This window comes from Mycolicibacterium sp. lyk4-40-TYG-92, assembly GCF_030209435.1.
Lineage (GTDB): Bacteria > Actinomycetota > Actinomycetes > Mycobacteriales > Mycobacteriaceae > Mycobacterium.
Window position 1 is genome coordinate 103976 of sequence record NZ_JARVRX010000013.1, and the last position, 12987, is coordinate 116962.

At 66.4% G+C, this 12987-nt stretch carries 13 protein-coding genes; 7 read left to right on the plus strand and 6 right to left on the minus strand.

The genetic code is table 11. The features are described 5' to 3' along the window. Window positions 1–29 precede the first annotated feature (29 nt). Together QRN63_RS19275 and QRN63_RS19280 are read left to right on the plus strand one after the other, a co-directional pair. Entirely contained in the window at window positions 30–1379 is a 1350-nt protein-coding gene (locus tag QRN63_RS19275) for a cation:dicarboxylate symporter family transporter (RefSeq protein ID WP_285032282.1), read from the plus strand. Between the two features lie 474 nt (window positions 1380–1853). Next, entirely contained in the window at window positions 1854–2888 is a 1035-nt protein-coding gene (locus QRN63_RS19280) for an MmpL3/TtfA transport complex stabilizer (RefSeq protein ID WP_267315462.1), read from the plus strand. A 57-nt stretch (window positions 2889–2945) separates the two neighbouring features. Here the strand turns inward: QRN63_RS19280 and QRN63_RS19285 are convergent, their stop codons facing one another. Then, window positions 2946–3263: a hypothetical protein gene (locus QRN63_RS19285; RefSeq protein WP_285032283.1), complete on the minus strand. Its 318-nt coding sequence runs from the start codon at window positions 3261–3263 to the stop codon at window positions 2946–2948. Between the two features lie 102 nt (window positions 3264–3365). Between QRN63_RS19285 and QRN63_RS19290 the strand changes: the two genes are divergently transcribed. Then, window positions 3366–5006 (plus strand): long-chain fatty acid--CoA ligase, encoded by a 1641-nt coding sequence (locus QRN63_RS19290; RefSeq protein ID WP_285032284.1) that lies wholly within the window; start codon window positions 3366–3368, stop codon window positions 5004–5006. Between the two features lie 22 nt (window positions 5007–5028). Here QRN63_RS19290 and QRN63_RS19295 read toward each other — a convergent pair whose 3' ends face one another. Continuing rightward, the gene (locus tag QRN63_RS19295) at window positions 5029–5859 is read right to left on the minus strand and encodes an alpha/beta fold hydrolase (protein WP_285032285.1); all 831 of its coding nucleotides are present in this window, start codon (window positions 5857–5859) and stop codon (window positions 5029–5031) included. 62 nt (window positions 5860–5921) lie between these two features. Here QRN63_RS19295 and QRN63_RS19300 point away from each other — a divergent pair, with 62 nt between their 5' ends. Next, window positions 5922–6527 carry a TetR/AcrR family transcriptional regulator gene (locus QRN63_RS19300; RefSeq protein ID WP_267315458.1) on the plus strand — a complete coding sequence of 202 codons (606 nt, stop codon included), beginning with the start codon at window positions 5922–5924 and terminating at the stop codon, window positions 6525–6527. A 43-nt stretch (window positions 6528–6570) separates the two neighbouring features. On the opposite strand, the gene QRN63_RS19305 is transcribed toward QRN63_RS19300, so the two are convergent. Beyond that, entirely contained in the window at window positions 6571–7764 is a 1194-nt protein-coding gene (locus tag QRN63_RS19305; protein ID WP_285032286.1) for a lipid-transfer protein, read from the minus strand. 139 nt (window positions 7765–7903) lie between these two features. On the opposite strand from QRN63_RS19305, the gene QRN63_RS19310 reads away from it, so the two are divergent. Further along, window positions 7904–8953: an NAD(P)H-dependent amine dehydrogenase family protein gene (locus QRN63_RS19310; RefSeq protein WP_285032287.1), complete on the plus strand. Its 1050-nt coding sequence runs from the start codon at window positions 7904–7906 to the stop codon at window positions 8951–8953. Window positions 8954–9070: 117 nt separating this feature from the next. Here the strand turns inward: QRN63_RS19310 and QRN63_RS19315 are convergent, their stop codons facing one another. Then, window positions 9071–10114 (minus strand): zinc-binding dehydrogenase, encoded by a 1044-nt coding sequence (locus QRN63_RS19315; RefSeq protein ID WP_285032344.1) that lies wholly within the window; start codon window positions 10112–10114, stop codon window positions 9071–9073. Between the two features lie 40 nt (window positions 10115–10154). Between QRN63_RS19315 and QRN63_RS19320 the strand changes: the two genes are divergently transcribed. Both QRN63_RS19320 and QRN63_RS19325 read left to right on the plus strand, forming a co-directional pair. Beyond that, window positions 10155–10640 (plus strand): SRPBCC family protein, encoded by a 486-nt coding sequence (locus tag QRN63_RS19320; protein WP_267315455.1) that lies wholly within the window; start codon window positions 10155–10157, stop codon window positions 10638–10640. 39 nt (window positions 10641–10679) lie between these two features. After that, complete coding sequence (locus QRN63_RS19325) at window positions 10680–11531, plus strand: patatin-like phospholipase family protein (protein WP_285032288.1); 852 nt, start codon at window positions 10680–10682, stop codon at window positions 11529–11531. Here the strand turns inward: QRN63_RS19325 and QRN63_RS19330 are convergent. Together QRN63_RS19330 and QRN63_RS19335 are read right to left on the minus strand one after the other, a co-directional pair. Further along, window positions 11528–12496, minus strand: a complete 969-nt coding sequence (locus tag QRN63_RS19330) for a patatin-like phospholipase family protein (protein ID WP_267315453.1) — start codon at window positions 12494–12496, stop codon at window positions 11528–11530. The genes QRN63_RS19325 and QRN63_RS19330 overlap by 4 nt on opposite strands. Before the next feature lie 47 nt (window positions 12497–12543). Beyond that, window positions 12544–12759: a hypothetical protein gene (locus tag QRN63_RS19335; RefSeq protein ID WP_267315452.1), complete on the minus strand. Its 216-nt coding sequence runs from the start codon at window positions 12757–12759 to the stop codon at window positions 12544–12546. Between the last annotated feature and the right edge of the window lie 228 nt (window positions 12760–12987).

Sequence of the window (12987 nt, forward strand, 5' to 3'; positions counted from 1 at the left end):
TCGACAACGAGGCCGGAGGACTGCCCGACATGACTGATCAAGCGCCCCGTCGCGACCGCACCCATTGGCTGTATATCGCCGTGCTCATCGCCGTCGTCGGCGGTGTGGCCGTCGGCCTCATCGCGCCCGGAGTGGGCAAGGACATCGCGGTCCTCGGCACCCTGTTCGTCAACCTGATCAAGATGATGATCACCCCGGTCATCTTCTGCACGATCGTGCTGGGCATCGGCTCGGTGCGCAAAGCCGCGACGGTCGGCAAGATCGGCGGCCTGTCGCTCGGCTACTTCCTCGTGATGTCGACGGTGGCGCTGGCGATAGGGCTGGTTGTCGGCAACCTCCTGAGCCCTGGATCGGGTATGCACCTGTCGGCACAGGCGACCGGCCAGGGCGCGAAGCTGGCCCAGAAGGCGCACGAGGCCGGCGGCCTGATGGATTTCGTCTCGCACATCATTCCCGAGACCCTGCTGTCCGCACTGACCAGCGGAAACGTGCTCCAGGCCCTGTTCATCGCCCTGCTCGTCGGGTTCGCCGTCCAGGCGATGGGCACCGCCGGCGAACCCATCCTGCGGGGCGTTCAGCACCTGCAGAAGCTGGTGTTCCGCGTGCTGATCATGATCCTGTGGCTGGCGCCGATCGGCGCGTTCGGCGCGATGGCCGGCGTCGTTGGCCAGACCGGCTGGCGCGCGGTCACCCAGCTGCTGTCCCTGATGCTCGGCTTCTACGTGACGTGCGTCGTCTTCGTCTTCGGCGTGCTCGGGGTGCTGCTGTGGTCGGTGACCCGGATGTCGATCTTCCGGCTGGTCCGCTACCTGGCGCGCGAATACCTGCTGATCTTCTCGACGTCGTCGTCGGAGTCGGCGTTGCCTCGGCTGATCGCCAAGATGGAGCACCTGGGCGTGGACCGCAGCACCGTCGGCGTCGTGGTGCCGACCGGCTACTCATTCAACCTGGACGGGACGGCGATCTACCTGACCATGGCGGCGCTGTTCATCGCAGACGCGATGGGGCGGCCGATGGCGGTCGGGGAGCAGTTGGCGCTGTTGGTCTTCATGATCGTCGCCTCCAAGGGCGCTGCCGGGGTCACGGGCGCCGGCCTCGCGACGCTGGCCGGTGGCCTGCAGAGTCACCGGCCGGACCTGCTGGACGGCGTCGGCCTGATCGTCGGCATCGACCGGTTCATGTCGGAGGCGCGGGCTGTCACGAACTTCTCGGGCAATGCCGTCGCCACGGTGCTGATCGGCTCGTGGACCGGGACGCTCGACCGGGCAAAGGCCGCAGCCGTGTTGCACGGCGCCGATCCGTTCGACGAACTGACGATGCTCGACTCGGGTGCCGAGCACCCGTCCGGCAACACCGGTGTGACGGCGCTCACATCATGAACAAAATGTGAATTCGTCGATAACAGCGAATCTCGGCGCCCGCGCAGGCGGGCCCGGGAGCTGTTGCGATCTTGGTGGACGGAAGTGGAACTTGAGTTTTATCGTGCAGGTGAGGCGGATGGGATTCTATGCGTTCGTGTCGCGGTGTGATGTATCGCTCACTTTGCCAGGGAATGCCGGGAAACGATGCTTGGAAACCCTCAGGAATGAGGCCGACCTATGTTTGCCCGATTTGAATTCACGCGTTGTTTACGCAGGTCGGAGCGCCGATCACCATTGATAACAAGTGCATAACAATTCACAACATAAGTAACTCCTAAGAGCTTCTGATCAATTCGTGACGAGGCGTCGCTGAAGCCGTCCGGAATGTCGGTGGGGATCACTACACTTCTTGAAAGCAGCGCTCATCCGGGCGCACCCGGACGGGCAATCGACTACCGGCGCGTTGCCGCGCTGGCGGAGGTACCGAAGATCGTGGCAAATAATAACGCTCGTGCAAAAGCCAAGCGGGCCAGCGCCCAGGCGCTGCGCGGAACCATGGACATCGCGCAGGTTGGTCGCGGCACCATCGCCGACATCGCCGAGAGCGCGGGCCAGTTGGTCGCGACCAGCTACGCCGACAACATGGTGTCGCTGATCGAGCCGCGCAGCCGCAGCATCCGCGATATCGCCGTCGACGGTGAGCCGTTCGCGGTCGTCGCCACCGCAGACCGGGCGTACGTCGCCGTGTCCGGTGCCGAGTTCGACGGTGTCGCCGTCATCGACGTCGCCACCGGTGCCGAGCTGGCCGCCTACCCGCTGGCCTCCGGCGTGAGCGCGCTGGCCGTCAGCCCCGACGGCAAGCGCGTGTTCGCGGGCCGTGCCGGCGATGCCTACATCGACGTCGCCGTCATCGACATCACCGCCGAACGCGTCGGCACCATCGAGATCGCCACCGGTGCGGCCATCAGCATCGACGCCCTCGCGGTCGACCACACCGGTCGCCGGCTCTACGTCGCCACCACCGACGAGATCGGCAGCCAGGTGGTCGTCGTCGACACCGAGACCGCGCGCATCCGCAACACCATCGTCATCGGTGCGCCGATCCGCAGCCTGGCGCTCGGCCCGGACAACACTGCCTACGTGCTGACCTCGGACCTGACCGCTCGCGGTGAGGTGCACGTCGTCGACCTGGCCACCGGCCGCGTGACCGGTCGTTTCGCCGTCGGTGACGCTCCGACCCAGCTGGTGCTCGGCGCCGACGGCACTCGCGCCTACGTCGTCGACTACGACCGCGTTGCGGTGTTCTGCACGCAGACCAACGCGGTCGTCGACACCATTGCCGCCGATGTCCAGCCGTCCTGCGTCACCGTCAGCCGTGACGGTTCGCGGCTGTACGTCGCGGACGTCGTCGGCGACGTCACCGCCGTGGCCGTCGAGGCCCCCAAGCCGCTGCTCTACTCGCAGTTCATGGCGACCAAGTCCGTCGCCGTGAACGAGGTACGCGCGCTGGAGCCCGCGACCGTCTAGTCGGAACCAACAAAAACGCCCCCGCCGGCCGGCGGGGGCGTTTTTGGTATCCGGGGGCTAGTGCGTGCCCGTGCAGTCGAGCGACACCGAAATAGTCCTGCTGGTTTGCGGCAGCAGGATGGAGTTGCTGTTGCGGCCCAGGCCGGGACCGACCCAGGGCACCAACTGCGTCGTCTGTTGCGGATTGCGCACACTGGTCACCGTGCACTCCGACACCGGCGCCGTCCCGAGCTTGTCGATCGTGACGACATAGCCCTCGGATTGCAGCCGGTTGATGGTGTCTTGCGCCGATTCGGCCGCGGCCAATCCGGCCGGTGCCAGCATCGTCAGCGCGGCTCCCATCGTCGCCGCGGCCAGCGTCCAATTCGTACGCATCATTTTCTCCTGTCGTGCTTACGCACAATCATCCTCCTACCTGACAGGGTCGGTTAGCATCTCGACATCCCAGCGGCAGCAACTCCAGAGGCGAAATTCACGATGCTCAGTACGATGCAGGACGCCCCGATCACCATCGCCACGATCATGCGGCACGCGATCAGCCAGAATTCCTGTCGGACCATCACCACGGCGCTCGGAGGCGGGCAGTACCGCACGGTGACTTATCGCGAGATCGGCGAGCAGGCGGCCCGGCTGGCCAACGCGTTGCGCGGTCTCGGCATCACCGGGGATCAGCGGGTCGCCACATTCATGTGGAACAACGCCGAGCACACCGTGGCGTACCTGGCCATTCCGTCGATGGGCGCGGTGCTGCACACCCTCAACATCAGGTTGTCCCCGGAACAGATCGCCTACATCGCCAACGAGGCCGAGGATCAGATCGTCATCGCCGATCTCTCGCTGACCGCCCAGCTGGCTCCGGTGCTGCCGCAGATGGGCACAGTGCACACGGTAATCGCGGTCGGCGCAGGGGATTTGGGTCCGCTCGAGGCCGCGTGTTCGGCTGCGGGAAAGACCATGCTGCGCTACGACGAGCTGCTGGCCGGACAACCCGTCGAGTTCGACTGGCCGGATATCGACGAACGGTCCGCGGCGGCGATGTGCTACACCAGCGGCACCACCGGAAATCCGAAAGGTGTTGTCTACAGCCATCGTTCGAGCTTCATTCATGCCATGGCGACATGCACCAACAACGCACTGGGCATCAGCAGCGACGACGTCGCGTTGCCCGTCGTACCGATGTTCCATGCCAACGCCTGGGGATTGCCGTATGCCGCGCTGATGGCCGGCGCCGACCTGGCGATGCCGGACCGGTTCCTCGACGGGGCTTCGCTGATCAATCTGATCGAGACCTGTCGGCCCACCGTCGCCGCGGCCGTGCCGACCATCTGGAACGACGTGCAGAACTGCCTGGAAAAGAATCCGGGACACGACATTTCGTCGCTGCGTCTCGTGGCCTGCGGCGGCTCCGCGGTGCCGGTCTCGCTGATGAAGACGTTCCAGGAGCGCCACGGCGTCTACATCCAACAGCTGTGGGGCATGACGGAGACGTCGCCGATGGCCACGACCGCCAAGCCGCTGCCGCGTGTCTCCGAGGATCAACACTGGGCTACGCGGGCGACGCAGGGCCGGGCGATGTGTGGCGTCGAAGTTCGGGTCGTCGACGACGCCGGTGCCCCGTTGCCCCACGATGGAGAAGCGGTCGGGGAGATCGAGGTTCGGGGGCCGTGGATCACCGGCAGCTACTACCTGGGCTATGACGCGAGCAAGTTCGACAGCGGCTGGCTGCGCACGGGCGATGTCGGGCGCATCGACGACTGCGGGTTCGTCACCCTCACCGACCGGGCCAAGGACGTCATCAAATCCGGTGGTGAATGGATTTCCTCGGTCGAGTTGGAGAACCACCTGATCGCGCACCCCGCGGTGCTGGAGGCTGCCGTGGTCGCGGTGCCCGACGACCGCTGGCAGGAACGTCCGCTGGTCGCCGTGGTGCTGCACGAAGGTGCTTCGGCGACACCTGATGAACTCCGAGAGTTCCTGGCGGACAAGGTAGTTCGCTGGTGGCTGCCCGAGCGGTGGACGTTCATCGATCAGGTGCCGCGCACCAGCGTCGGCAAGTATGACAAGAAGACCATCCGCGCCCGGTACGCCGACGGCGACTACGACGTCGTCACCATCTAGCGGGAGGTGCCCCAGCTCGTGGTCAGGCGCGCACCGCGAGAGTCGACATCAGGTCGGCGAGGCGGTCCGGGCGGTCGATCATCGAGAATGTCCTTGCACCGTCGATGATTTCGAGGCGGGAGTTCGGGATGATGGCCGCCAGCTTCTCGCCGTCACCGACTTCGAAGAACACGTCGTCGGCCGACCAGGCGATGAGCGTCGGCTTGTCGAACTCAGGCAGTCTCTTGGCGACTTCGGTGGTGACCTCGGTCTTGAGGGAGCTGGTGAACACTCGGAGGTCCTCCGCGACAGCGGGTTTGGATTGCGTGTTGTGCACCCACTCCCGGGTCAGCGCGTCGAGGTCGGCGTAGGCGAGCCCGGCGTAGGCGCGCTTGCGGACCAACGGGATCCGGAACACCTGCGAGCCCGCCCGGAACAGCCCCTTCGACTGCGACGCGACAATCAGCGGCTTGAGGATCGGCGGCGGAAAGTGTTCGAACGCATCGCAACTCGTCAGCACCATGGCGCCGATGCGCTCGGGATGGTGAACCGCCACCAACTGCGTGACCACACCGCCGGTGTCATTGCCGACGATGACGACGTCGTCGAGGTCCAAGGCGGCCAGGGTGTCGGCGACGATGCGCGCGACGCCGTGGATGCTCCGGTCGGCCCCAGGGCGCAGCGGTTCGGGATGTGCGCCGAGGGGCCAGGTCGGGGCGATGCAGCGCAGGCCGCGTTCGGCCAGGCGCGCGGCGACACCGCGCCACAGTTGGCCACCCATCATGTATCCGTGCACGAAGACGACGGGCCTGCCGTTCTTCGGTCCGAATTCCTCGAAATGGATGGTTCCGGCGTTAATCTCGATGATCGACATGGATGACTCCTAGCTCGATACGCATTTACAAACAGGCTGTCCGCAACTTACCAACAGGGTGTATGGAAAACAAGAGGCGTACTCAGGAGGAGCGCTCCGCGGCTACCCGCGAAGCGTTGATCGTCGCCGCGCGGCGACTGTGGGGCGAGCGTGGTTATGCCGAGGTGGGCACGCCGGAGATCGCGACGACCGCCGGGGTGACCCGGGGCGCGATGTATCACCAATTCGCCGACAAAGCAGCGCTTTTCCTGGCTGTGGTGGAGGCGGTGGAGCAGGACGTGATGGCCCGGATGGGGGCGATGGTGGCGGCGTCGGGTGCGACGTCACCGGCCGATGCCATACGCGCCGCGGTCGACGCGTGGCTGGAGGTCTCCGGCGACCCGGAGGTGCGCCAACTGGTGCTGCTCGACGCCCCGAGCGTCCTCGGCTGGGCGGGCTTCCGTGACGTCGCCCAGCGCTACAGCCTGGGCATGACGGAGCAGTTGCTCAGTGAGGCCATGAAGGCCGGTCAGCTGACCCGTCAGCCGGTGCGGGCGCTGGCCCACGTGCTGATCGGGGCCCTCGACGAGGCGGCCATGCTCATCGCCACCGCGGACGACCCGAAGAAGGCCCGCCGCGAGACCAGGCAGGTGCTGCGCCGCCTCGTCGACGCCATGTTCGACGGCTAGTTTTCCCGCGAGCTGGGGCGTCCCCAGCTCGCGGGAAGGTGACCTACCGCTCGGCGCGCTGGTAGGCCGTGACGACGGCGGCGCCGCCGAGGCCGATGTTGTGCTGCAGGGCGGCAGTGACGCCGTCGACCTGGCGCTTGTCCGCGGTGCCGCGCAGCTGCCACGTCAGCTCGGAGCACTGGGCCAGGCCCGTCGCTCCGAGCGGGTGACCTTTGGAGATGAGGCCGCCCGACGGGTTCACCACCCAGCGCCCGCCGTAGGTGGTGTCGTTGTTGTCGATCAGGCCCGGAGCTTCGCCCTCGCCGCACAGACCGAGGGCTTCGTACAGCAGGAGCTCGTTGGCGGAGAAGCAGTCGTGCAGCTCGATCACCTGGAAGTCTTCGGGGCCGAGGCCCGACTGGTCGTAAACCTTTTGGGCGGCTTGCACATTCATGTCGTAGCCGATGATGTTGGCGGCGCTGCCGTCGAACGTCGAGGCGAAGTCGGTGGTCATGGCCTGGCCGACGATCTCGACGGCCTGCGACGCCAGGCCGTGCTTGTCGACGAACGCCTCGCTGGCGAGGATCGCCGCGCCGGACCCGTCGGAGGTGGGGGAGCACTGCAGCTTGGTCAGCGGGTCGGAGATCATCTTGGCGGCCAGGATGTCATCGAGCGTGTACTCGTCCTGGAACTGGGCGTACGGGTTGTTGACCGAATGCTTGTGGTTCTTGTAGCCGATCTTCGCGAAATGCTCGGCGGTGGTGCCGTACTTCTTCATGTGCTCACGGCCGGCTGCCCCGAACATCCACGGCGCCACGGGGAAGGCGAACTCGTCGATCTCGGCCAGGGCCTTGACGTGCCGGCCCAGCGGTGATTCACGGTCCTGCGCACCCGCCTGAAGCGAACCCGGCTGCATCTTCTCGAAACCCAGCGCGATGGTGCAGTCGGCGAGGCCGCCGCGGATCGCTTGTGCGGCAAGGTAAAGCGCCGTCGACCCCGTCGAACAGTTGTTGTTGACGTTGACGATCGGGATGCCCGTCATGCCCAGCTCGTACAGGGCGCGCTGGCCGGAGGTCGAGTCGCCGGAGCAGTAGCCGACGTAGCCCTGCTCCACATGGTCGTACGAGATGCCGGCGTCGGCGAGCGCCTTGTTGCCGGACTCGTTGGCCATCTGCGGGTAGTCCCAGCCCTCGCGGCTGCCGGGCTTCTCGAATTTGGTCATGCCGACGCCGACGACGAACACGCGATTCTTGGCCATTGGGTTCCTTTCGTTACTACCTGTAGTTCAGTCACGCGCGGCGCTTTTAGTCAAGACCCCAAAGGTCTGGTCTCCGGCGCCGAGCCGGTGGTATACAACCTAGAACGCGTTCTAGTTCTGGCGGTGCTCGGGAGGTTTCATGGCGTTGCGGGTCGTGCAGTGGGCAACCGGCGGAGTCGGCGTCGCCGCGATCAAAGGCGTGTTGGAACATCCGGACCTGGAGCTCGTCGGCTGTTGGGTGCATTCGGAAGCCAAGAACGGCAAGGACGTTGGTGAGATCATCGGCGTCGAGCCGCTGGGCGTCACGGCGACCAACAACATCGACGACATCCTGGCGCTCGAGGCCGACGCCGTCATCTACGCGCCACTGATGGCCAACCCGGACGAGGTCGCCGCGCTGCTGCGGTCCGGCAAGAACGTGGTGACGCCGGTCGGGTGGGTGTATCCGAGCGAGAAGCAGGGCGCGCCGATGCGGGAAGCCGCGCTAACGGGTGGCGCCACGCTGCACGGCACCGGCATCGCGCCGGGCGGCATCAGTGAGAAGTTCCCGCTGTTGTTCTCGGTCATGTCCACCGGTGTGACTTTCGTTCGGGCCGAAGAGTTCTCGGACCTGCGGACGTACGAGGCGCCGGACGTGCTGCGGCACGTCATGGGTTTCGGTGAGACGCCGGACAAGGCGCTGACCGGGCCGATGCAGAAGCTGCTCGACAGCGGCTTCATTCAAGCCGTGCGGATGTGCGTCGACGAGTTCGGCTTCAACGCCGACCCGAAGATCGTTGCGCGCCAGGAGGTTGCGGTGGCGAGTGCGCCGATCGACTCACCGCTGGGGCCCATCCAGCCCGGACAGGTGGCCGCCCGCAAGTTCCACTGGGAGGCGGTCGTCGACGACGAGGTCGTCGTGCGCGTCACCGTCAACTGGTTCATGGGCGAGGAAAACCTCGACCCGGCATGGGATTTCGGCCCCGAGGGCCAACGCTACGAGATGGAGGTCAAGGGAAATCCGGACTTCACCGTGTCGATCAAGGGCTTTCAGGGACTGGTCGGAGAGGACGGCCCCGAACCCGGCGTCGTCGGCACCGCCGCCCACTGTGTCAACTCCGTGCCCGCGGTGTGTGCCGCGGAACCGGGTATCGCAACCTATCTGGACCTGCCGCTCTTCAGTGCGAAGGCGGCGCCCAGGCTCCGCTGAGCAATAACGTCGCGCTCGTCGGCTGTGAGCGCGCGCAGATGGCACGCCAAATGCGGCGTGTCGGTGTGCAAACACGGCCGCTCGCGGGAATCGGGTGCAGCCAGGGTTGCGCGAGTATCAGGGCTGGATGAGGATCCGGATCGGATTGCCTTCGGCCCGATCGAGTTTCGCGATGCCTTCGGCGACGTCCTCGAGCGGGACGATCTCGCTGATCGACCGGGTGAGGTCGAGGCGGCCGCGGGACACCAGCGTGGCCAGCGTGCCGATGTCGGCGTTCTGGTAGCCCAGGTGCCCGCGCACCTGCTTCTTGGTGAGGTTGAAGAACGACGTCGGGCCGATCGATGGGGCGTCGGCGCTCATCCCGACACCGACGAACCGGCCGCCCACGGTCAGTGCCGCCAGCGCCTGATCGAACGTCGACCCCTTGCCGACGGCGTCGAACGCCACGTCGAGCATCCGGCCGCCGGTGGCCTGACCGATCTGTGCCAACAATTCCGGGTCACGGGCGTCGAACGCGTAGTCCGCACCGACCGCCAGCGCGCGCTCCAGCACTGCCGGGTTGACGTCGACGGCCACGATGGGCGCCGCCCCGACCAACCGGGCCAGCTGCACGATGTGGGTTCCGAGCCCACCGACACCCCAGACGCCGACGGATTCGCCGATGCCCACCTGGCCCGTCCGGACGACGGCGCCGAACGGCGTCGACACCGCGTCGGCCAGGATCGCGGCCTGCTCGAGCGGCACGTTGTCGGGTACGCGCGTCAGCCCGAAGGCCTGCGCGACGGTGTACTCGGCCCAACCTCCGTCATACGCGAATGCCATGAGCCGGATCCGCAGGCAGTTCGACATGTCGCCGCGGAGGCAGTTCACACAGTCCATACACGGCTTGCCGGCGGCGACGACGACGCGGTCGCCCTCGGCCCAGCCGGTGACACCCGGTCCCAGCTTGGCGATGGTGCCCGACGTCTCGTGCCCCTGGGTCACCACCGGCAGCTGCGACGGGAACGTGCCGTTGATGAGGCTGAGGTCGGAGTGGCAGATGCCGCAGTAGGCGACCTTGACGAGGACCTCGCCCGGGCCTGGCTCCGGAACCGGAACATCTTCCACCACAACCTTTTTGGTGTCGGCATAGAACCGTTGGGCCCGCATCGTCGAGGTCATGGCACTCCAGTGGTCAGCATCGATGGTTACGATCGCCATCATGGCGCAGCCTTTGGTGGTCGAGCAATCACGAACTGTCCCCGTTCCGGTGGCCGACGCGTTCAGCGGCACCGCCCCGATTCCGCTCAACGAGCTGTTCTGTCGCTGGTATGGGCCGATCCCGCCGATCAAGGCGGTGCGCGACCAGACCGGCATCTGGGATGCGGTGGGGCAGACCCGCACCATCCTGCTGACCGGTGGCGGCAGCATGGCCGAGACCCTGACCTCGTACGACGAACCGCACTCATTCGGCTACACGCTGTCCGACATCAACGGACCGCTGGCGCCGCTGGTGGGTGGCGTGCAAGGGATGTGGCTTTTCCAAGACGTCTCCGGTGGGCAGAACCCCAGCACCAGGATCACCTGGCGTTGGACCCTGCACCCGCGCAGCGCGCTGACTGCGCCGCTGCTGCCGGTGTTCGGCAAGCTGTGGAAGGGCTACGCCGGCCGATCGCTGGAGCATCTTTCTGACCTCCTGGTGGGATGACGGTGCCACGGCGCGAGCCGAATCCTGTTAGATGAACTAATGACTAAGCGTGCACTCGTTCTGGCTGGTGGCGGCATCGCCGGCATCGCATGGGAGACCGGCATCCTGCAGGGAATCGCCGACGAGGCGCCCGAGATCGCGGCAGCGATGCGGAATTCGGATGTGGTGCTGGGTACGTCGGCGGGCTCGGCGGTCGGTGCTCAGCTGGGCAGCGCGCTGAGCATCGGCGAGCTGTTCGAGCGTCAGGTCGCCGCCGAATCGGCGGAGATCAGTCCGGGTATCGACATCGAGGCCGTCCTGACCGCCTTCGTGGAAGCGATGTCGACGGCCAACGGCAGCCGGGCAGAACAGTTGCAGTGCCTCGGGGCGGCCGCGGCAGCCGCCGAGACCGTCAGCCCGGCGGTGCGCCGCAACGTCATCGAACGCCGATTGCCATCGCACGACTGGCCCGACCATGACCTGCGCATCACCGGCGTGGACATCGACTCGGGCGAGCTGGTGGTCTTCACGCGCGCGTCGGGGGTGTCCCTGGTCGATGCCGTGGAGGCCAGCTGCGCGGTGCCGGCGGCCTGGCCGGTCGTGACCATCGGTGGCCGCCGGTACATGGACGGTGGCATGGGCAGCAGCGTCAACATGATCGCGGTCGAGGATTGTGACACCGCCGTCGTACTGGTTCCGGCTCCGTCGGACTCACCGTCCCCGTTCGGGGCGGGCCCCGGCGCGGACGTCAGGAGCTTCGCGGGCCGCGCCTGCGGCATCTTCGCCGACGGCGAGTCCCTCGCCGCCTTCGGCGCCGATCCGCTGGATCCGGCCTGTCGCATCCCGTCGGCGCAGGCCGGCCGGGCACAAGGTCGCCGGGTGGCGGCAGAGGTCGCCGCGTTCCTGTCCTAGTCGGGGAGATCGAGGGAATCGAGTGCGGCGCAAGCCAATTCGTGGCCGATCTCGATGACCTCGGAGGCCCGGTAGAACTCCAGGCTGCGGCACACCGTGCGTGGCACCTCGATCAACAGATCAGGCGGATAGGCCGCCAAGGTGTGCCGCATCAGCGCGGCCTGCGAGATTTCGATGGTGCGGTTCATGACCTCGAATCCGCCGAGCCGTGGCACGTGCGTGTCCTCCTCGGTCTCGACCTCGGACTCGGCAAGGGCGTCGATGCCGTCGACCGCGTTGCTGAAGCGGCTCAGCACCGATCGTGCGGTGGGCCCGTCGAGCAGGGTGCTCGCTGCGGCCCGGTCGATCAGTGACGTCGTACTGCGCCGCATGCGGTTCAGCAGCTCCGCGGTGGGGCGCGGGGATTCCGCGGTGGGATTCGGATCGCTGGCGTTGAGACTGACGGCGATGGTCAGGTCGGCGTTGACGGCGGCGAGCGGCGCCATGGGCAGGGGGTCGAGGATGCCGCCGTCGGCCAGTAGCCGGCCGTCCAGCAGATAAGGGGCGATGACGCCCGGGATGGCGATGGAGGCCCGGATGGCCGCGTCGATCGGGCCGCGCTGCAGCCAGACCGATTTTCCGGCGATCAGGTCGGTCGAGACGGCGGTGTAGGGGATCGGCAGGCTCTCGATGGTCCGCGGGCCGATGATCTCGCGGACGGCCGCCAGAATCTTCTCGGCGCGGAGCACGCCGGCAGCGGTCAGGGAGGGGTCGAGCAGGCGGAGCACCGCACTCTGTGTGAGAGCGCTGGCCCAGGAGGAGAATTCGTCGAGCTTGTCGGCGGCCTGCAGCGCGCCGACGAGTGCGCCCATGGATGAACCGGAGATACCGACGACGTCGAATCCGCGCTCGCGGAGTGCATCGATGACGCCGATATGTGCGTAACCTCGGGCGCCACCGCTGCCAAGGACCAGTGCGACCCGCATGGCCTTATTTTGGCGTGCGGATCAAGCGGTGGCGAGACGAGGCCGCGTCAGCAGCGGATGCGCGAGAAGAACGCCGCCGAGACGAGCCCGATGATCAGGGCGACCTGCGGCTGTCCGCTGCTCATGGCGAAGAGGATGCCGCTGACGGCGGCCACCGCGATGAGCAGCAGGAGGATGCCCATGAAGAGCACCCGGCGCCCGTTGACCGCGCCACTGTGGACCCGAGCGACCGGTATGTGCTGAGGAGCAACCATTGAGCTCATCCCTTCGACAATGAGTGAGACACCCCATAGTGTGCACCATTGTGTGAGTCAAAGCACAATTACTGACCAGTAGTTGAGAAATACGTCGTGTTCGTTAGCTGATCTCATTGCTTTCGCGACGTTTTGCCTGGTCGGCGAGCAAATTTGTTAGATATGCTTTGTGTTCTGGGAATGTGTTTGCACGCCAATTCCGCGCCTTGCGGGGCGGCGAATTTAATTCGTTGAACT

Bases quoted from the DNA above. Each gene is read 5' to 3' on its own strand.
- QRN63_RS19275 (WP_285032282.1), top strand. From the start codon at position 30: ATGACTGATCAAGCGCCCCGTCGCGACCGCACCCATTGGCTGTATATC.
- QRN63_RS19300 (WP_267315458.1), top strand. From the start codon at position 5,922: ATGGAAAACAAGAGGCGTACTCAGGAGGAGCGCTCCGCGGCTACCCGC.
- QRN63_RS19315 (WP_285032344.1), bottom strand. From the start codon at position 10,114: ATGACCTCGACGATGCGGGCCCAACGGTTCTATGCCGACACCAAAAAG.
- QRN63_RS19330 (WP_267315453.1), bottom strand. From the start codon at position 12,496: ATGCGGGTCGCACTGGTCCTTGGCAGCGGTGGCGCCCGAGGTTACGCA.
- QRN63_RS19310 (WP_285032287.1), top strand. From the start codon at position 7,904: ATGGCGTTGCGGGTCGTGCAGTGGGCAACCGGCGGAGTCGGCGTCGCC.
- QRN63_RS19320 (WP_267315455.1), top strand. From the start codon at position 10,155: ATGGCGCAGCCTTTGGTGGTCGAGCAATCACGAACTGTCCCCGTTCCG.
- QRN63_RS19290 (WP_285032284.1), top strand. From the start codon at position 3,366: ATGCTCAGTACGATGCAGGACGCCCCGATCACCATCGCCACGATCATG.
- QRN63_RS19285 (WP_285032283.1), bottom strand. From the start codon at position 3,263: ATGCGTACGAATTGGACGCTGGCCGCGGCGACGATGGGAGCCGCGCTG.
- QRN63_RS19335 (WP_267315452.1), bottom strand. From the start codon at position 12,759: ATGAGCTCAATGGTTGCTCCTCAGCACATACCGGTCGCTCGGGTCCAC.
- QRN63_RS19305 (WP_285032286.1), bottom strand. From the start codon at position 7,764: ATGGCCAAGAATCGCGTGTTCGTCGTCGGCGTCGGCATGACCAAATTC.
- QRN63_RS19325 (WP_285032288.1), top strand. From the start codon at position 10,680: ATGACTAAGCGTGCACTCGTTCTGGCTGGTGGCGGCATCGCCGGCATC.
- QRN63_RS19295 (WP_285032285.1), bottom strand. From the start codon at position 5,859: ATGTCGATCATCGAGATTAACGCCGGAACCATCCATTTCGAGGAATTC.